Annotated in this window: 14 protein-coding genes; 8 read left to right on the top strand and 6 right to left on the bottom strand. The window is 59.0% G+C overall.

Going from position 1 to position 19,067, the window contains the following annotated elements:
* Positions 1 to 77: 77 nt before the first annotated feature.
* Positions 78 to 947 carry a glucose-1-phosphate thymidylyltransferase RfbA gene (gene rfbA / locus M1E05_RS07885; protein ID WP_309106475.1) on the bottom strand — a complete coding sequence of 290 codons (870 nt, stop codon included), beginning with the start codon at positions 945 to 947 and terminating at the stop codon, positions 78 to 80.
* 57 nt (positions 948 to 1,004) lie between these two features.
* On the opposite strand from rfbA, the gene rfbB reads away from it, so the two are divergent.
* On the top strand, positions 1,005 to 2,003 hold the full coding sequence (gene rfbB, locus M1E05_RS07880) for a dTDP-glucose 4,6-dehydratase (protein WP_458111390.1): 999 nt from the start codon (positions 1,005 to 1,007) through the stop codon (positions 2,001 to 2,003).
* Between the two features lie 2 nt (positions 2,004 to 2,005).
* A complete protein-coding gene (locus tag M1E05_RS07875; RefSeq protein ID WP_458111391.1) occupies positions 2,006 to 3,418 on the top strand; it encodes a sugar nucleotide-binding protein in 1,413 nt (470 codons plus the stop codon).
* Positions 3,419 to 3,540: 122 nt separating this feature from the next.
* On the opposite strand, the gene M1E05_RS07870 is transcribed toward M1E05_RS07875, so the two are convergent.
* Together M1E05_RS07870 and M1E05_RS07865 are read right to left on the bottom strand one after the other, a co-directional pair.
* Complete coding sequence (locus M1E05_RS07870) at positions 3,541 to 5,997, bottom strand: hypothetical protein (RefSeq protein ID WP_461164931.1); 2,457 nt, start codon at positions 5,995 to 5,997, stop codon at positions 3,541 to 3,543.
* Positions 5,982 to 7,760 carry a hypothetical protein gene (locus M1E05_RS07865; RefSeq protein ID WP_461164930.1) on the bottom strand — a complete coding sequence of 593 codons (1,779 nt, stop codon included), beginning with the start codon at positions 7,758 to 7,760 and terminating at the stop codon, positions 5,982 to 5,984. Before M1E05_RS07865 ends, M1E05_RS07870 begins: the two co-directional genes overlap by 16 nt.
* A 347-nt stretch (positions 7,761 to 8,107) precedes the next feature.
* On the opposite strand from M1E05_RS07865, the gene M1E05_RS07860 reads away from it, so the two are divergent.
* The 5 genes from M1E05_RS07860 (at position 8,108) to M1E05_RS07840 (ending at position 13,918) form a co-directional block, all read left to right on the top strand.
* Positions 8,108 to 9,175, top strand: coding sequence for a glycosyltransferase (locus M1E05_RS07860; RefSeq protein WP_458111394.1), 1,068 nt, complete (start codon positions 8,108 to 8,110; stop codon positions 9,173 to 9,175).
* Positions 9,168 to 10,124, top strand: coding sequence for an NAD-dependent epimerase/dehydratase family protein (locus M1E05_RS07855; RefSeq protein ID WP_461164929.1), 957 nt, complete (start codon positions 9,168 to 9,170; stop codon positions 10,122 to 10,124). The genes M1E05_RS07860 and M1E05_RS07855 overlap by 8 nt, the downstream gene beginning before the upstream one ends.
* Before the next feature lie 184 nt (positions 10,125 to 10,308).
* Entirely contained in the window at positions 10,309 to 12,543 is a 2,235-nt protein-coding gene (locus M1E05_RS07850) for a glycosyltransferase family protein (protein WP_461164928.1), read from the top strand.
* Entirely contained in the window at positions 12,543 to 13,061 is a 519-nt protein-coding gene (locus M1E05_RS07845) for a GtrA family protein (RefSeq protein ID WP_458111397.1), read from the top strand. The genes M1E05_RS07850 and M1E05_RS07845 overlap by 1 nt, the downstream gene beginning before the upstream one ends.
* Positions 13,058 to 13,918, top strand: coding sequence for a glycosyltransferase family 2 protein (locus M1E05_RS07840; RefSeq protein WP_458111398.1), 861 nt, complete (start codon positions 13,058 to 13,060; stop codon positions 13,916 to 13,918). Before M1E05_RS07845 ends, M1E05_RS07840 begins: the two co-directional genes overlap by 4 nt.
* Here the strand turns inward: M1E05_RS07840 and M1E05_RS07835 are convergent.
* Complete coding sequence (locus M1E05_RS07835) at positions 13,915 to 15,153, bottom strand: acyltransferase family protein (RefSeq protein ID WP_461164927.1); 1,239 nt, start codon at positions 15,151 to 15,153, stop codon at positions 13,915 to 13,917. The two genes, M1E05_RS07840 and M1E05_RS07835, sit on opposite strands and share 4 nt — an antisense overlap.
* A gap of 139 nt (positions 15,154 to 15,292) precedes the next feature.
* Here M1E05_RS07835 and M1E05_RS07830 point away from each other — a divergent pair, with 139 nt between their 5' ends.
* Complete coding sequence (locus M1E05_RS07830; RefSeq protein WP_458111400.1) at positions 15,293 to 16,426, top strand: polysaccharide pyruvyl transferase family protein; 1,134 nt, start codon at positions 15,293 to 15,295, stop codon at positions 16,424 to 16,426.
* Positions 16,427 to 16,521: 95 nt separating this feature from the next.
* Here the strand turns inward: M1E05_RS07830 and M1E05_RS07825 are convergent, their stop codons facing one another.
* Together M1E05_RS07825 and M1E05_RS07820 are read right to left on the bottom strand one after the other, a co-directional pair.
* Positions 16,522 to 17,424: a glycosyltransferase family 2 protein gene (locus M1E05_RS07825; protein ID WP_458111401.1), complete on the bottom strand. Its 903-nt coding sequence runs from the start codon at positions 17,422 to 17,424 to the stop codon at positions 16,522 to 16,524.
* The gene (locus tag M1E05_RS07820; RefSeq protein WP_458111402.1) at positions 17,421 to 19,046 is read right to left on the bottom strand and encodes a glycosyltransferase; all 1,626 of its coding nucleotides are present in this window, start codon (positions 19,044 to 19,046) and stop codon (positions 17,421 to 17,423) included. Before M1E05_RS07820 ends, M1E05_RS07825 begins: the two co-directional genes overlap by 4 nt.
* Positions 19,047 to 19,067 lie beyond the last annotated feature (21 nt).

Here is a 19,067-nt window from a genome sequence, read left to right as displayed (position 1 = left end):
GGTACCGGAAGATTCCGGTACCGCCCTCCTTCGTCGTGGCTTGGGCCGACGCATAAGCCAACCGCGCCTACAGACTTTTACTTACCTTGCGCCAGCAGTTCCAGCAGGTACTTTCCGTAGCCGCTCTTGACCAACGGCTCCGCGCGCTTCCTGAGTCCGTCGTCGTCCAGGAATCCGAGTCGCCAGGAGATCTCCTCGGGGCAGCCGATGGAGAGGCCTTGACGCTTCTGGACCGTGTGGATGAACTCAGAGGCCTGGTTCAAGGAATCGAAGGTGCCGGTATCCAGCCATGCCGTTCCACGCGGGAGAATCTCGACCTGCAGCTTGCCGCGGTTCAGGTACTCCCGGTTTACGTCTGTGATCTCAAGCTCACCGCGCGGCGAGGGCTTCAGGTCACGGGCGATCTGCACGACGTCGTTGTCGTAAAAGTAAAGTCCTGGCACCGCATAGTGGCTGCGTGGCCGCTCAGGCTTCTCCTCCAAAGAGATGGCCTTGCCGTCTCCGTCAAATTCCACAACTCCATACGCCGAGGGATCTGCCACCCAGTAGCCAAAGACGGCACCGCCGTCGATGTCGGCAAAGCGGCGCAACTGCGTGCCCATGCCCCGCCCATAAAAGATGTTGTCACCCAGCACCAGGGCAACGGGACCGTCACCGATGTGCTCAGCTCCGAGCACAAACGCCTGTGCCAGCCCGTCCGGAGAGGGCTGTTCCTTATAGGTGATGTTGACGCCGAACTGTGAGCCATCACCCAGCAGACGCTGGAACTGATCGGCGTCGTGAGGAGTGGTGATGACAAGAATGTCCTGGATGCCGGCCAGAATCAGTGTGGAAAGCGGATAGTAGATCATCGGCTTGTCATAGACGGGAACCAGCTGCTTGCTGATCCCCAGGGTAATGGGGTGAAGTCTGGAGCCGGTACCGCCGGCAAGGATAATTCCGCGCATGCAACCTATCTTTCCCTCTGGTGGGAAGTCCGGCCAAATCCGGTAACCTATGAAACTATGCAGCGACTTCTCGTAACCGGCGGCGCCGGATTCATTGGCTCGAACTTTGTCCACTATGTAATGGCCAATACGGACAACTATGTAACCGTACTGGATAAGCTCACATATGCGGGGAACCTTGAGTCACTCAAGGGGCTGCCGGAGGACCGGTTCCGTTTTGTTAAGGGTGACATCAGCGATGCGGAACTCGTCGATGGCCTCGTCTCCGACCACGACGTCGTGGTGCACTACGCTGCCGAATCGCACAATGACAACTCACTGCACGATCCGCGTCCGTTCCTGGATACAAACATCATCGGAACCTACACGCTCATTGAAGCCGCCCGGAAGTACAACAAGCGCTTCCACCACATCTCAACTGACGAGGTCTACGGGGACCTGGAGCTTGACGATCCGGAACGGTTTACTGAGGAAACCCCGTACAACCCGTCCAGCCCCTATTCCTCCACCAAGGCGGGGTCAGACCTCCTGGTGCGTGCGTGGGTGCGTTCGTTCGGTCTTCAGGCGACGATCAGCAACTGCTCCAACAATTACGGGCCGTACCAGCATGTCGAGAAGTTCATCCCGCGGCAGATCACTAACGCTATTGACGGTATCCGCCCCAAGCTCTATGGCAAGGGCGAAAACGTCCGGGACTGGATCCACGCAGACGACCATTCCTCCGCTGTGCTGACCATCATCGAAAAGGGCGTCGTCGGCGAAACCTACCTCATCGGCGCTGACGGTGAAAAGAACAACAAAGAAGTGGTAGAACTGATCCTCAGGCACATGGGCCAGGACAGTGGAGCCTACGACCATGTTGTGGACCGCGCTGGCCATGACCTTCGCTACGCCATCGACTCCAGCAAGCTCCGCAACGAACTTGGCTGGACACCGCAGTTCTCGGATTTCGACGCCGGCATTGAGGCCACCATCCAGTGGTACCGCGACAACGAGTCCTGGTGGCGGCCGCAGAAGTCGGCAACTGAGGCGAAATACAAGGAGCAGGGCCAGTAGGTATGGAGTTCCAGAAGAGGCTCAGCGCCACCGAAACACCCATTCCCGGCGTGATTCTTTTCGATCTTCCCGTGCATGGCGACAACCGTGGCTGGTTCAAGGAAAACTGGCAGCGCGAGAAGATGGTGGCCTTGGGCCTGCCGGACTTCAGCCCCGTACAAAACAACATCTCCTTCAACGACAAAAAGGGCACGACTCGCGGAATCCATGCGGAGCCGTGGGACAAGTTCGTTTCGGTGAGTACGGGAAAGATCTTCGGAGCCTGGGTGGACCTCAGGGAAGGACCAAGCTTCGGGAGCGTATTCACAGCGGAACTCGATGCCAGTAAAGCCATCTTCATTCCCAGGGGTGTTGCCAACTCCTACCAGACGCTGGAGGACAACACGTCCTACGTCTACCTGGTCAATGACCATTGGTCTGCTGATGCCGAGTACACGTTCCTGAATCTTGAGGATGAAACGGTAGCCATACCCTGGCCAATCCCCCTTGCTGAGGCGGAACTGTCGGACAAGGACAAGGCGCATCCACGGCTGGCCTCCGTCAAGCCAATGGGCCCACGCAAAACCTTGGTTCTCGGAGCAGACGGCCAACTTGGCACGGCGCTGCGAGCGGCTCTTGAAGGTGACCCGAACGTCGAATTTGCCGGCCGGGATGAGTTCGATCTTCTGGATCCGGCGTCTTTTGAAAGCCGTCACTGGCACAATTACAAAACCATCATCAACGCAGCGGCGTATACCGCCGTCGACGAGGCCGAAGAGCCGGAGGGCCGGCGTGCAGCCTGGGCGATCAACGCCGTCGCCGTCAGCCGCCTGGCGTCGGTTGCCGCCCGGAACAACATCACCCTCGTTCAGGTGTCCAGCGATTACGTGTTCGACGGTATTCAGCCCATCCACACCGAGGACGAGCCATTTACGCCTCTCGGGGTCTACGGCCAGACCAAGGCTGCAGGCGATGCAGTGACGGCAACAGTGCCCCGGCATTACATCGTGCGCACCAGTTGGGTCATCGGGGAGGGCAACAACTTCGTGCGCACCATGGCGTCGCTTGCCGGCCGCGGAATACAGCCGAACGTTGTGGACGACCAAGTGGGAAGGCTCAGTTTTGCCAGCGACATTGCGGCAGGAATTCTGCATCTGCTCACAACCGGATCAGAATATGGAACGTACAACCTGACCAACGATGGTGAGCCACAGTCTTGGGCACAAATCGCAGCTGACGTCTTTGAGCTAACTGGCGCGGACCGCTCCGACGTCAGCGGGGTCAGCACGGAAGAATACTTCCAAGGCAAAGCTGCGGCTCCCCGGCCGCTGAACAGTGTGCTGGATCTGAACAAGCTGAAATCGACAGGGTTCCAGCCGAGGAACGCACGTGAGGCGCTGGAGAGCTACCTGGCGGAAACAACCCTGAAGATCTGAACAACGGGCGCCCTCTCTTAAATGGCGACCGGAGTCAGCGTCAGCTGACCCCGGTCGCCATTCTTATGCCACTTCGGTGAGTTGGCGGGCCTCGCGTTGCCGGCCCATAAGCCCAATACTCACTACGTCACGGGCTCGTGAACCTGAGGGGCATCCGCAGGACTTTCCCCCATCGGATCCGTCGTTCCTGGCTCTTGACGCCTCCCGCGCCAGAACCTTACGCCTTCAACAGCGGCCCATAACAGGACCCCAACGGTCCCTATCAGCCAGGCTGTTACGCCTGCAGCCCACCCAGGCGGCGTAAATGACACGGCAACTGTGCGCCCAACCGAATCCGCGGGAATATCAACGGTGAGCAGGAATCCATCCAATGGTTCTCCCATCGTCCCGTTCTGAACCGTGTAGCCAGGCCAGGGCAACCTGCTTAGGGCTGCCTTTCCGCCCCCTTGAGGAACCTCATCTACGCGAAGCCGCACTTCTGTATCGGTGCGCGAAAGCTCAGTGAGTTTCGTATTTCCGCTCGTCCAGACAACCCCACCGGCCGAATGCAAGGGAACGTCACGGCTCCAGAGTTCAATCTCACCGTCGTCACTGACCATGCTCCAGCCCACCGGCGGTGCGGGGATCGTCACGGAGCCGGAACGTCCCACATAGTTGTTTACAGCGCCGGGAAGCTCATCGCCTTCAAACGATTTCTTGAGTATCTGGATGTTGTCAACGCTGAGCTCGTCCACGAGCATGATTCCGGTATCTGGCCGCTTTTCGAAGAGGTCGTCCAAGAGCTCAGCGCACGTTCCGCCCAGATATCGCACACAGAGCGTCCGGTTGTATTGCGTGAAGCCGACGAGCTGATACCTGTTGATCACCGATGCTTCACTCAGGTACCACGTATTCGCCATCAAAGTACGTGACCAGGTGGAATCATCTTGCGGATAGTCCAACGGGTCTCCCACTACCAGGACCTGGCCTTTGACACCGGCCAGGACTCCCTTAGGTATGTTGGCGTCGGCTGGGACATTGGCCCTGGAAAGGGGACTGCCGTCCGTCGTCCGGTGCTGAAGGACAGATGCTCCGGCGCAGCCGATGGCGATAACGCCAGCGATAAGTACCGACGTCGACCATTTCCAATAGCGGAACCTGTTGCCCCGAAGGGCCCACCAAATCACTGCAACACCTGCCGCTGCAAGGCAACCGGTGAGGAAGACCGTCATGTACCGGTGGGGACTTTGTGCCCAGGCGCCATACATCCCAAAGGCAATCGCCCCGACAGCACCGAACAACGAAAGCTTGGATGGGTGACTGGCCAGGGCATGGGACAACAGCACGACACACAGCAGGATGCAGACCATCGCCAGATACGGCATGAACCGGGCCGGGTACCTCAGGGGACCAATGGTCGTCGGTAGGAGCACAAAGACGAGGGACAGCACCCCGAAGATCCAAATGTCGTGAATTCGTGGTGCGAAAGCGCGTATGCGTCGCCAGCTCAGGTAAGCGATCAGAGGCAGGAACCAGGCAATGTACAGGGCAGGCGCCGGAGCAGTGAATCCATTCCACCACCACGAGGGCATCATGGGCAGTGCAGTGGCAATGGTTGATCCCAACAACCCAGTGAGGTTCACGCCCATGTAGTTGTCGTTGAAGATTGCTGTCGTGCTGCGGGTGGTAACGGAAGCAGTCAGCACACCGGGCAGGTAAACCACCACTGCCACCAGCACGACAGCAAGTCCAACCGCTGCCGTTCGGACAGCACTGGACCATTGACGGTGCCACAAGGCATTTATTCCTAGGGCGAGCAGCACGAAGCCGACTGCGACGGTTCCGGCGACATAACCGATCGTAACGATCAGGTATCCGATGAGGAATGGCCATAGTGGATTCCTGCCCGCGAAGGCCATGGATTTTAGAGTCAGCCAAAAATACGGGACCAGGGCCCAGGCCAGCGCGCCGGTCACCCAGGACGGTGCATCGAAGAACACCGTGAAGCCGTTCAAAGGGACCGCGATTCCGGCAACGAACGCCAAGGGCGGCGGGACGTTGAAGGAGCGGCTGAGAAGGAAGCATCCCACGCCGGCGCAGACGAGAATCGCCACCTTGATGATGGTGGTCACCAGGACCGCGTTTCCAGCCAGATACACGAGGACACCGATGGCCATGATCAATGGATTCCAGGTGCCCCATTGTCCCTCCGCGGTGTAGTTTCCGCTGGACCAGATAGCAGGGTTGAGAATAGGCACCTTGCCCGACAGCAGGCTGTCGCCCAGGTGATACCAGACGCCATAAGCTCCGTTTTCGGTGTCGTCCTGGAAGTAAAAACGGGGGGAACGGGCTAAGGGAATCAGGCTGAACAGCAACACGGTAGCTGCTGTTAGGGCGAGCCAAAGCCCGGAGGAGTTTTTGATTCCTTGTCCCGGCTCAGTCACACCAGGCTGCGGCTCCGTCACATCAGGCGCCGGCTCCGTCACACCAGGCTGCGCCGCACCCGTCACACCAGGCTGCGCCGCACCCGTCGAGGAGAAATTCGAGGGGAAATCAGACGTTTTGTCCTTGAGAACCTTGGGCACTATTTGATCTTCCACAATGTGATTTCGGCCGTTTCTTCGCCAATTTTGTACCGGCTCTCGGAGACTTTGGTTCCGTCGACCTTGTCCTGCCATCCCTGCTCGCAGCCGCTGTCCGTCAAGACGTACTTCACGCCCGCTGACGCTGCGAGGGATTGTGCGAAGACGTAATGCTTTCGTTGTTCCAGGACCTCCCGCAATTTCGCTTCTTCCTTTGGCCAGGCAAGCCCGAGGTTGTAGAAGGCAGTCGGCAAGCCGGTGATGGCCTTTACCCGGAACTGACTGATACACGGATCAAACATGACCAGTTCTGAGGCCGTCCCGTCTTCTGCGCGCCCAATGTTCAGTTCGGAATCATCGTCCGTCAACGGTTTGGCGGCGTTCCTGATCGCAACAGACTGCTCATCCGAGAAGTTGGCGGTGCCGTAGGACTGGACGTATTCCGTGAACTTCGGGTAGTCACCGAAACTGACTGCAACCGCTGTCACAGTGACCAACGCTGCGATCGTCGCCGTCGCCACAGTTCCCGTCAAGCGGGGCTTGGTGATCTGAGTTGTATATGTTGCAGTCTTGACGCCACCGCCGTCGATGGCTGACTCCTCGGCAAGGCTTGAGGTATCGATCGTGTCAGTCTGAACTGAACCGCGCCACAAGCGCCAGCTTTCCACGGCCACCTGGAGCAGGACCGGAACGGCAGCGGCAGTAACTATGGTGAAACTGTCGATCCAAAACCTGTAGGGTTCCTGGTTCGCTCCCCAGAGATCATTGCTGGCAACGACCGGCCAAGCGACCAGTGCCCCGACCGAGAAGGCGAGCCACGCCCGGTTTCGCTGCCGCAGTCCGGCCCAGAAGATCAGTGCCAGGAACAACAGCGGCACGAGCGCGGCCAACAATCCTGTTCCGAGTGGAACTCCAAGCGCCTTTGACGAAAGCTCGCGGTAGGTTAGGAAGTCGTCCTTGGCGGCGAGTCCCAGAAGGGTCCCGAGAATGGTCGGAGAGGCAGCAAGCGCCAATGCGGCGCAGGACGAAATCACCAGCGTCTTGTAGCGGAGCAGAAGTAGCAGGAACCCGGGCACCGCGGCCAGAACTCCTGCCATCAGCGTCGCGAGCGGCCCTGCGACAGAAGCTATGGTGGGTCCGCCGAGAAGTACTGCTGCCAGGATGCCGAGGCTTGCGATGACATGGATTTTTCTTCCATAACTCAACAGGCCATAAGCCGCAGCAGCGTAGAGCAGAAGATAGACAGTGGTGAGGAAGGAATAAGTCTGGACGTTGGCGAGGAAACCTACCGCCCCTGCGGCAACAATAATCGCTGCTGAGCGTCTCCGCTGCGGGACAGGCTTCAGCCGGTGTCCTGCGGGGAAAGTGGCGCCTATGAGCAGGCAAACCGCGGTAACGGCAAGTGACAACGCCGCAGACTCTCCATTGAGCGTGAAGAGGACTCCGAAAGCGCCCCACAGTACAGCATGATTGTCCAAGGTATGGTGCCAGTTCCCGGTTGCGAGAACGGCAAAGGTGCCGATGATGCTGGGCACGAACCCGAGGGCTCCCAAGGCAGGAACTCCGGTCAGGCGGATCAGCAGCCAGCTGATGGCGACGACCATCAGCAACTGGAATGCAAGGCCTGTGACCTGCCAGGTCAGAATGATGTCCTTGTCGAAAAGCCGTGCAAGAAGGCCAAGGAAGACATAGTAAAGCCGCGGATAGTGATTGGTGCCGGTCTCCGTGAAAGGCTCGACGGCGGCAAGGTTGCCGTTGCGCACGTTGACGGCAATCGCCAAATATGAATACTGATCATACGCAAAATATTGGCGGAAGTTGTTCCAGGCAAAACCGGGGCTTTGGGTCAGAGGCCGAACCTGGAAAAACCAATACATGAGGCAAGAAAACGCAATGGCTCCGGTGGAAACAAGAGACCTCAACCGTACAGTGGGCATTTTGGCAGTCATCAAAGTCATATACGTTGGTTTCCCCGATAGTTCAGTCAGACCGGCCTGCTGCCGGGTACCTCGTTCTTAAGCCGCTCGATTACTAGAAAGATTCTAAGGCCTCCAGCCACAGCTGCAGTTTAGCCACAGTTGATTCTCCGGCATGCCGCGGCCCCGGCGTGACGGTAGACTTTGTGCACATGACGTACGAAACGACGGCTTCTCCCTCCAGCCCGCACCGCATCTCAATTGTGGTTCCTGTTTATCAAGGTGAGAAAACCCTCCCCGCCGTCGTCGCGGAGCTGATGGAGTACACCCAGCCGTCCGTCTCCCCTGGCGGAAACCCGTTCGTGGTCAGCGAGGTCCTCCTTGTTTTTGACCATGGGCCGGACGGGTCAGCGGGCGTCATCCGTGATCTAGCCGAGAAATATGATGTCGTCCGTGGAGTGTGGCTAAGCCGCAACTTCGGGCAGCACCCCGCCACATTGGCCGGAATGGCATCGGCCGGAGGCGACTGGGTCGTCACGATGGATGAAGACGGGCAACACGACCCCGCAGCCATACCGGCCCTCCTCGATACGGCTATGCAGAACCAGTCCACCCTGGTGTACGCAAATCCAAGCAACAAACCTCCTCACGGTTTCCTGAGGAACGCCGCTTCAGTTGGTGCCAAGAAAATGGTCTCGGCTCTGTTGTCCAGCAACGACGCCGCCAACTACCAGAGCTACCGGCTGCTCACGGGCGAAGTGGCCCGTTCGGTCGCCGCCTACGCGGGGAATGCCGTCTACCTGGATGTTGCCCTGGGCTGGATAGCATCCAACGTTTCCACCTGCCCCGTTGCACTGAGGGAAGAAGGTGACAGGCAATCGGGCTACAAGCTCAGGTCCCTGCTGTCGCATTTTTGGCGGATGGTCATTTCCAGCGGCACAAGGGCCCTGAGGCTGGTCAGCCTTATCGGGGCGCTCTTTGCCCTGATGGGAATCTGTCTGGCGATCTATCTTTTGATTGCGTACCTGACAGGGCACGGCGCCGGTCAGCAGGGGTGGACGTCCACGATGATCGTCATCCTTATCAGCACGGGTGCCATCCTCTTTTCTCTTGGCGTCATTGCTGAATACGTGGGCGTCAACGTGAACATGGCGATGGGCAAGCCTGCCTACCTCATCGTCAGCGATCCGGCAGTCGGTCCCCTCGGCCGGAGGCCGGAAACTCTCCCCCAACGACACAATGCCACGCAGGCCGCTGGAGGAACTACGCCTCATGCCTGATCCCACTTGGGTGATCGGGGCCGGCGGGCTCCTGGGCCGCGGTGTCTTGGCAGAATTGAAAAGCAGAGGGCATGAGGTTCTGACTTCGTCAATTCCCTGGAACGATCCCGCCGCTGCCAAAGATGCCCTCGCTGAGTCCGCCGTCGCTCTTCGTTCTCTCGCCGACGGGCGGCCCTGGGTGATTGCATGGTGCGCCGGAGCTGGAGTCACCGGCACTTCCCAAGCCGAACTCGATTCCGAACTGGAAGTATTTCAGTCAGCGCTCGATTCCTTTGGTGAAGTCCTGTGCGGACCGGATGCGGCCCCCGGCCGAATGTTCCTTGCCTCTTCGGCCGGTGGCGTCTATGCAGGGAGTTCCGAACCGCCCTACACGGAGGAAAGCCCCACGCAGCCTTTGGCCCCGTACGGGTTTGCGAAGCTTGCAGCGGAAGAATCAGCCGCTGATTTCGCCTTCAAAACGGGAACCCGCCTCGTCGTCGGCCGCGCAGCGAACCTGTATGGGCCGGGTCAGAACCTGGCCAAGCCCCAGGGCCTGATCTCTGTTTTTGCCAAGGCCCACCTGACCGGGCAGCCCGTCTCGGTGTACGTTTCGCTCGATACCCTACGCGATTACATCTTTATTGGTGATGCCGCCGAACTGGTTACGGACTGCCTTGAGCGGCTGTCCGGCGAGGACATTCACGATGGGCAGACTGTTGTGAAAATCATAGCCACCCAGCGCGCTGACACTATCGGTGCAGTGATAGGGGCCTGCAAGACAGTCTTTAAGAGGCGGCCCCGAATAGTCCTTGGGGCATCGCCGTTTGCGAAGGCCCAAGCGCACGATCTGCGGTTCAAATCAGTGGTCTGGCCGGAACTGGACCGGCGGCCCTTCACTCCCCTTGCCGTCGGGATTGATGCAACGGTCAGGGATATGCAAACCCTCAGGAACGGACTCGGGCAGCTCTAGGGTTGAGCCTCGGAACGGTGATCGATATCGCATCCGCATGTCAGTGGCAGGATTCGGTACCCTTAATAGAGCGTTGGCGACAGGAAGAGACCGTAAAGAATTGAATATTCGAGAACTAGCGGCTGAGGTCCCGGAACGCAGGGGGGCCTGGAAATGGGCCTGTGCGACACCGCTGATTGCTACTGTGGCGGCGCTGATCCCGGTGATATTCAACCACCGCTTCTACTTTTACGACGATACCCAGATTGGCGCCTATCCGATTTGGGTGGAAATTGGCAAACTGCTGCGGGCCGGTGACTGGCCCATCTTCAGTGCTGCCGGCTGGCAAGCGGGTAACTACGCAGCCGAAGGACAGTGGGGCATCTTCAGCCCCGTCACGCTGCTGATCGGGCTTGCCGCATCCTTTGCAGGGAACGCGATCATTTTCTCCACGGCCGTGAAGATCGGGTTCCTGGCTCTCGCCAGCATCGGTGTCTATCTCCTGAGCCGCAGCTTCAGGGCCGTTCCACCACTGGCCTTTGTCGCAGGGGTGACGTCCACTTTGGCAGGCTTCACCGTCTATCTGGATGCACCGTCTTGGGTGACAGGCCTTATGGTGTGGGCATTCCTGCCGTTCGTTTGGTGGGCTCTGCGGCGTATGGCTTTTGACAGGAAGTCACCCCTGCCCGTGCTCGTTTCCGGCTATTTGCTCGTGACCGTTGGCTACGTTCACGGCACCATCATGATGGTGCTGGTTTTTGTCGCCTTCATCGCCGAAGTCCTGATCCGTCGGCATTGGAAGGCCTTGAGGCAGACGCTTGCCTCCGGCGTTGTTTTGGGACTCGTCGCTCTGGCGGTGTACCTGCCGGGAGTCCTGACCCTGGCCAGCACCGCACGAAAGACCGGAATCTCCAACACGAACTTCCTGACAGTAGACCTCACCGGTCTGGCCGGGTCAGCGCTCCCCAGCAACCTGCCCCAAGTCGCCTCATGGTGGTGGGGGCCGTTTGCACCGGTTCCCCTGACGTACATCGCCTGGTTCCTGCCCCTCTTCGCCATCATAAATTTCCACAAACTCCGTCGGCTCACTCCGCCGATGGCAAGCCTGCCGGTTTTCCTGGTCTTCTCCTTGTTGCTGACACTTGCCCCCAGCGACATGGGACCTCTCCGGACGCCCGTCAGACTGATGCCCTACGTCGCTCTGACAGTCATCGTCCTGATCTGCGTCGCGCTCTCCCTTGCCCGTTTGAAGGCCATCTCACGGACCCGCTGGCTTGCAGTCGGCGGCTTGTTCCTGGCAAGTGTTTACCTCGGCTGGACCGGAAAGCCCGAGATGTGGACCGTCAGTGCCAGAATGTTCCTGATCATGGCAGCAGGCTTCGCCGTCATCGTCCTTGTCTTCTGGAAAGTGGATCGCGCGAAAAGAGCCGAAGGTATCTTCGCAGGAATACTGGTGGCCACATCGCTGGCGGTGGCCTTCCCCCAGCACAAGTACTTCCCTGCTCCACCGGTCCAGGACTTCAAGATGCCTGGTGACACATCCAAGTACGGACAGCAACTCGAAGGCGCCGAAGGCCAGGCGATTGTGGTGGGTGCCCCGTCTTCCCTTGATGGAGCAGCCTGGGGTGAGACGCTGGTGGGCAACATGTGGTATCTGAACCCCGTTCCGGTCCACAACCTTTACAGTCCCATCCAGAACGCTGCGTATTCCAAGGACCTCTGCATCATTTCCCGCGGCGAAACATGCCGGGAGCTGACAACCAAGCTTTTCGAAATCGATCCGGCTTCAGGAAAACCACTCGCAGATCTCCTGCGGGTCGACACCGTGCAGGTTGTTCGGGATGCCGCGGACGCCCAGGGCGTCGAACTGGCCAAGGTGACACTCCCGTCTGGCTGGAGTGTGGCTTCCCGCACGCCGAACACCGTCATGTGGACCAGGGACGCACCTCTGGGCAACGTAGGCGCTCCCGTCTATTCGTCTGAAGGAACGGACGTTGAGCTGGTTCAGAATGAGGATTCTTCTGTCAGTTTCAAAGTCACCAAGGTTGGAAACGACGGCGGCAAGGTCACCCTAGGCAGGATTGCGTGGCCTGGTTACAGCGTCGACGGCGGAACGCTTGCGGACCCCCTGCGCGGATACCTCCTGACAGTGGACGTGGCACCGGACATGATCGGCAAGACGGTCACTGTGTCATTCCAGCCGCCGGGCTGGAACATCGAGCTGGCGGCCCTGGGCACGGCTTTGCTCCTCGGGGCCACCTGGTCGGTGCTGTTCGCCCTCAGACGACGCCGTGACCATCCACGAGCAGGGAAACTGCCCCCTGCTGCCCGGACGTCCGGCCCTGGCCCGCAGGATTTTGACGAGACAAAAGACAGATCAACAAATCCCTCCGAACCGGTAGGAGTAGCAGCGAAGGCACCATGGAACGAGGAGAGATAGTGACGACGGCCCCATTACCCGACGAGGATGAGCCGGTCCGCGGTATTCATTCGGGCCCGCCCGGCCCCCTGCTTAAGATCATCAAGGACCAACGCGTCGCATTCCTGCTCGTCGGAGGTGCCAACACCGCCTTCAGCACCGGCTTGTTTATTGTCCTTGCCCTGACCTTCCCGCAGTCACCGTCCTTTGTGCTGCTCACAGCTTCCTGGCTCGTGTCGCTCATTTCGGTGTTCTTTGTCTACCGTAAGCTCGTTTTCCGGGTAAAGGGCCACGTCTGGCTGGACCTCGGTAGATTCGCCTTGGTTAACCTGACATCCCTGCTGGTGAACATCGTGCTGCTGTCACTCTTCGCAGACATCCTTCAGTTCCCACGGATCCCCACACAGATTGCCATCACCGTGCTTTCGGTCTGCATCAGCTACTTCGGCCACCGATACTTCTCGTTTCGCCGCAAGGAACCGTCCCGACCGGCTGCAAGCACACCCACCCATGGAACCAAAGAGGAAGAAACGGCATGAGCCCCAAAGTCTCCATAGTCATCCCTGCCTACAACAACGTTCAGTACATTGCGGAAACGCTTGAGTCGGTGTTGAACCAGACCTTCGACGATTATGAAGTGGTGATCGCGGATCATTCCTCGATTGACGGAACCTCCGAAGTCATCGAGACCTATCGGAGCAACCCGCGCCTCCGGATTCTCTCGCCTACTCCCACGGGTGGCGGGGCGCAGGCCAACTGGAACCGCGTGAGCTCGGAAGCGCGTGGTCAGTACGTGAAACTTGTCTGTGGTGATGACCTCATCGCTCCGACGGCTCTCGAAGAACAGGTTGCGGCGTTTGACGCCAATCCCAGCGCCGTCCTTGTAGCTTCCCAAAGAGACCTTGTGGACTCAAAGGGCGACGTTTTCATTAAAAGCCGTGGACTGCAGGGCATTTCCGGGCTCGTCAGCGGCGTCAAGGCGGTCCGCGCGACCGTTCTGGCTGGATCGAATATCTTCGGCGAGCCGGCCTGCGTGATGTTCCGCCGTGAACTCCTCGAACAGGAAGGCGGCTGGGACAACACCAACCCTTATCTGATCGACCAGGCAACGTATGCCCGCATTTGCCTGCACGGGGACGTCGTCGCTCTTCGGAAGAGCCTGGCCACATTCCGAATCAGCGCCAGTCAATGGAGCGTCCGGCTCGCGAAGCAGCAGTCAGACCAGGCTATTGCGTTTCACCGGGAGATTGCGGCAAAGCATCCGGGGATCCTCAGTAAGACGGATCTCTACATCGGGAACCTGAAGGCCATCGGAATGTCCTACGCCCGGCGGCTTGCCTACATGCGGCTTGGCAAGCGCATGGGCCATGAGCTTGCCGTCGAAAGCACCGTCTAAGAGCCTTTCCGCTCGGCCGCGGTAGATTTATCGTGGCCGAGCGCAGGATCGTCTACGGCCCGTTCAGGAATGTGTTGCGTGGACATCACGCGCATCTTGCGACGCGCAGGCTCTTCAAAATGCCTCCACAGCATGTATCCCAGGACTGATACAACCACCGGCATCAGCGCAAAACCAACCTTTGCACCTACCGTGCCAGTCCCCAAAGCCTCCGGAAACGTCATCTGCATCTTCCAGAAGATTTCGATCAGTGGCATGTGGACCAGGTAGATGCTGTAGGACGCCATTCCGCCGATCACCAGGGCCCGTGTTCCAAGCAAGCGTGCAATGTGCCTGTCTGCCACGCCCAGTGTTCCCACCATCATGACAAGTACGGGGATCAGAAGACCCACGTATCGGGCACGCCCCGTGAGGTGCATGAAATAGCATCCAGCCACCAGGACGACGATGGCCAAAACCAGCAGATGGCTGGCGAGCATGCGCATACGTGCCGTGTCGGGCAGCCGCCGGACGATATAGAACATCAAGGCTCCGGCGGTAAAGGCGCAGAGAATCCGCAAAACCCACATCCATGGTCCGTAAAGGCCCAGGACATAGGAGAAAAAGACAACAGGGAACAGTACGACGGCGGCCATAACAACCAGCGAGCGCGTACTGAACGCCCTGTTGAGCCGAAAAATGAGTAGCGCGATGATGGGATACAGCAAGTACGCGAACGCTTCGGCGGATACAGACCAGGCGGCACCGTTCCAGGTAAGGCGGTCAAACCCCGGCTCCGTCCACTGCACCACCAAGGTCAGCTGCCGCAGGAAACTGCCAATGCTGTAGTCCTTCACGGCAACAGGGTCTGCGCTCTGGCGGGCCAGAAGAATGCCATGCCAGATTGCGGTAAATACCAGCATGAAGGCATAGGCCGGCCACACACGTGCGAGCCTTGCCCACCAAAACTTGACGGTGGCTTGACGGTCCAGCCGGATACCCATCCGCTCGCCATAGTTCAGGGCGAGTACATAGCCGCTGAGGGCGAAAAAGAGATCAACGCCGAGCTCTCCGTGTGCCAAAAGGGGACCGATAACCGCGTCAAGCCAAGGGAATTCAGCAGCTATGTTTCCACGAACGTGGAAGAGGACCACCCACATCGCAGCCACAATGCGGACGCCGGTCAGAGCATGCACCTGCTGCACTGCGGCCGTGGCCGTTCGGGGCGGGGTCTCTAACACGGCGTTCGTTTGCACGCAGTTCCTTCGCGTTTCATCATTTAGGGACAACAGCGCCGGGCGAAAGGCACCTTGTCAAGAATACCGGATAGCCGCCGGCTCGATCGCTGCGGCTGGAGCGACGTACGGCCCTCTCCCTTCATGATACTTTCGGGGGATGGGCAATAATATTTATCTCGTTGCGTCCGCAGGGAACCCGAACTACGGCGACGAGTTGATCGTAGCGTCGTGGCTGCGATTCCTGGCAAGGGTGCGTCCGGAAGCTTCCATCTGGTTGGATTGCCCTCAGCCAGGCACTGCCAGCGCACTGTTTGCAGGTATGCACCCTCACCTGCGCACCACGAACACCCTTTGGCGTTCCTGTGCGGAGGCACCGGATCAGTCTGCCCAGGGTGTCTGGGACCATGTGGAGCGCATCGTTTCCCATGGCGGAACCCCCATGTACGACGTCGGCCTGATGCCCCTGGGTCAGGCGGACACTATCCATCTCCTGGGCGGTGGATACGTCAACGGCGTTTGGCCTGATCACGTTGGACTTGTAGCTGGAATGGCCGCTGCCGGAAGACTGAACGGCGCCCGTCTAATCGCTTCGGGACTTGGCCTGATGCCTCTTCCGGAGAACGCCGCGCAGCTCAAATCTACTGTCAGTTCATTTAGCAGTGCCAGCGTACGGGACGCGGCTAGTGCAGGAGCCATCGGGCTCGAAGTGGGGTTGGATGACGTATTCCTGGGCCTCCCCCACGAGCTGCAGCGAGCCGGCGGCTCCGAGGCTGTTCAGACGAGGGCAAAAGATGTAATGCTCTGTATTCAAAGCGACATGACCGATGACGAGACATTCACCCGGCTGCGGGACAAGCTCCATCTGGTGGTGGAGAAGGCACTGGCTAACGGACTCTCAGTCGGCTACATGGAAGCAATCCCTGGCTCTGACCGACGCATGTTCGATGCTTTGGAAGGGCTGATCCCCGAGGAGAACTTCGTTCCGTTCCTCTCTGTCTGGAACGATGGTCTGCCAGTACGGTCCGGTCAGGTGTGGTATACATCGAGATTCCATCCCCATATGATGGCCGCTGCTGCGGGGGCGCGCGGTGTGGCGATCGGCATTCTTGATGACTACTACGACGTCAAGCATCAATCACTGCTGGAGCTGGGAACCGGTTGGGCGTATGCCGCTTCCAAGAGCGAGGAGAACCTGCCGGAGCCAACCGGCAACTCAGACTTCCGGCAAGTCGCTCTCGGCTTGTCTGCGCGGAAAAGAACCGAAGCTTTGTCCTTGTACCCCTTGCCGTGAGTTCAGCTGACTGGCGGCATCTTAGGAACCTAACGGCCTCTTAAATGTTTCAGGGCCCGGCACTGGCCGGGCCCTGAATTCACAGCTGGTGGTTTTTAGCGGACGCTCCGCGCCATCTTGGGCTTGGGGTCGAATTTCAGGCCCTCAAGAATGCGTTTCGCCACTCCGAGCTGAAGCCTACGCCCTACCCGGGCCCTGACCATCCAGGCGTAGGTGGTGACCACAAACTGAACCCAGGCAAGCTTGTCATCATGGTGCCACCGGTAAGAGGACTCATTTCGGGCACCGTGGTAGAACTTCCAGGCATTGCCCGGGTTAAGGTCACCGAAGTTCACGCCCCGGTTTTCGGGCATATCGTGAACTGCAACGCTGTCCAGAATCTGAACACCGGGTCCCTCAGCGCTGATCCTCAAGGTGTACTCCATGTCGTCAAACCAAATGAAGTACTCAACCAGCGGAAGTCCATACTTGGCGATCGATCGACGCGGGATGAGTACGGAGACGAAGGAGCAATTGGTGATCAGAACCGAATTCAGACCCTTGGCGATCAGCCGTCCCCAGTCCCAGGTGGTACCCGGATTGTTCATTTCGCAGATGGAACCATCGGTGTATCGCACCAGTGAGCAGCTGTACGGAACGGCCCGTCCCAGTTCCGTTTCTGCTTCTGCATGACCCTCGAGCAGCTTCTCCAGCGCAGTCTCGGTGGTGTAGCAGTCGTCGTCCATGATCCAGACCCAGTCGGCGCCTCTTTCGTAGGCCCGTTCCATGCCTGCAGCGAACCCCCCGGCACCACCGGTGTTGGTGCTGAGCCGGACAATTTCGACTCGGGGATCATCGTCGTAGACCGACAATAGTTGCGGCGTCGAATCCGTGCTGGCGTTATCGACAACAATCAACTGGTCGACTGACCGTGTCTGGGCCAGGATCGAATCCAGGACTTTCCCGAGCTTATCCACCCGGTTGTACGTTACAACTACCGCTGCGACCTTGTCGGTCATGCTTTCCATCCTTCATACAGTTTCTTTGTCCACAAACGCGCTTCCGGGAGTTCCTTCAGGGACTCGATCTTCTCGCGCTGCTCCTGGACGATTTGTTCACGCAGCTCTTCGGACTCCATGATCTCCTTCGTAACGGACACAGCCTCCTTAAGGAAAGCCAGCGGCTGACGCGGCACGAGTGCACGGGAGGAGACGAGGGAGGCCTGCGATCCGACATCCGTTGAAAGTACTGCGACATCATGGGCAGTGGCTTCGAAAGTAGTCAGGGTCAATCCCTCGTTATCTGAAGAAATCACCAACAGATCCGATTCGGTCAGTGTGTCGTCAACTGCCCGCGGCGGCCTTCTAAACTCCACACAATCCGAGAGGCCATAGCGGGACACCAATTGGGTGGCTTCATCGGACAAGGCGCCGTCACCGTGCATGATGAAACGCACGTTGTCAGCGGACCGCTTCAGCTGATGTGCATAGCGCAGGAACAGGTACGGCCGCTTTTGCTGGCTCAGGCGGCCGATGAAGGAGACGGTGAAAGGCCTCCCGTTCTCGATCTTCGCCTGCTGCACGGGCGCGGCCTCATGGAGTCCGTAAAGCGGAGCCAACGCCACCCGTTCCTTGGGAATGTCGCGCTGCAGCACCATATAGTCACGGAGTTGGGGCGAGATGACATGGTGAACATCAATAGCGTTGGAGAGCTTGATGGAAACCTCGACGAACCCGCCCGTGCGCCATTCAATGATGTGCAAGGAGTCCGCCACCTGGATGGTCGGGTCCATCGCCTTGAACCATGCGAGCCGGTGATAGAGCCAGCCGTTGTGATGGACATGGATTCCCCGGACCGAGAACTCCGTAGCGAGGGCCAACAAAAGGTCAACTTCCTCTGTACCCGGCAGCGGCAGATCCAGTGGAAGGACCAAGGCGCCTTCCAGTTCGGGCCGCACGATCCACGGGTGGGAAGATTCCCTGTCGGTGAGGACGATGGGAAGGAACCCTGCCTCTTTGGCTAAAGCAATGGATTCAAGCGCCCATCGTTCCGCACCCCCCATTTCAAGCCAGTGCAGTCCAAATACAATCGCCTGAGGCCTGTCTTCTCCTGCAAGCCCTCGCAGCGGGGCAGCGGACTCGACCCGTGCAATCCGGGGAGGCCGTCGGTTCGAAGTAATCCGCTTTTCGTAGTAATCCGTGAGACCTTGCCGCAAGGCATCAAAAGCAACGGGAGCACCAAAGCGTGCCCGTTTCAGGACTTTTGATTTCAGACCCGCACGGCTGTAGAAAGATGTTCCCCCGCCTGGATGTTCTCCCCCAAGGTCAATGACCAGCGGCACCAGAGGGGCATTCTCAGGAACCGTTCCATTGAGGGTGCTGCGAACCTGAACCGTGCAAACCACAGTCCGGTCGGCCGGCCACTCCAAGCGATGGCACGAATCGCCGGTCAGTCTTGGGAACGACTCGTTCGGTCCGCGGAGCACTACAGCCCTGAATTCCCGGCCTGGCTGTACCAGCGAATGGTAATTCAACGCGCCGGCCAACAATCCAACTTCGCGTGGCGAGAGGCGTTCCTCCGCACCATCAAGGCCGGAGCCGCCGTCGTCAATAATTTCGAAGACCTGTCGGGCCCTGGTCATGTGTACTCCCTGCATTATTGT

Source organism: Arthrobacter sp. R4-81, from assembly GCF_054792365.1.
The sequence above is the reverse complement of the archived record's forward strand: the minus strand, read 5'-3'. Positions and strand labels throughout refer to the sequence as shown.

Excerpts from the sequence above, each read along its gene's own strand:
- M1E05_RS07860 (WP_458111394.1), top strand. The coding sequence starts at position 8,108 with ATGACGTACGAAACGACGGCTTCTCCCTCCAGCCCGCACCGCATCTCA.
- M1E05_RS07840 (WP_458111398.1), top strand. The coding sequence starts at position 13,058 with ATGAGCCCCAAAGTCTCCATAGTCATCCCTGCCTACAACAACGTTCAG.
- rfbA (WP_309106475.1), bottom strand. The coding sequence starts at position 947 with ATGCGCGGAATTATCCTTGCCGGCGGTACCGGCTCCAGACTTCACCCC.
- rfbB (WP_458111390.1), top strand. The coding sequence starts at position 1,005 with ATGCAGCGACTTCTCGTAACCGGCGGCGCCGGATTCATTGGCTCGAAC.
- M1E05_RS07820 (WP_458111402.1), bottom strand. The coding sequence starts at position 19,046 with ATGACCAGGGCCCGACAGGTCTTCGAAATTATTGACGACGGCGGCTCC.
- M1E05_RS07830 (WP_458111400.1), top strand. The coding sequence starts at position 15,293 with ATGGGCAATAATATTTATCTCGTTGCGTCCGCAGGGAACCCGAACTAC.
- M1E05_RS07875 (WP_458111391.1), top strand. The coding sequence starts at position 2,006 with ATGGAGTTCCAGAAGAGGCTCAGCGCCACCGAAACACCCATTCCCGGC.
- M1E05_RS07855 (WP_461164929.1), top strand. The coding sequence starts at position 9,168 with ATGCCTGATCCCACTTGGGTGATCGGGGCCGGCGGGCTCCTGGGCCGC.
- M1E05_RS07825 (WP_458111401.1), bottom strand. The coding sequence starts at position 17,424 with ATGACCGACAAGGTCGCAGCGGTAGTTGTAACGTACAACCGGGTGGAT.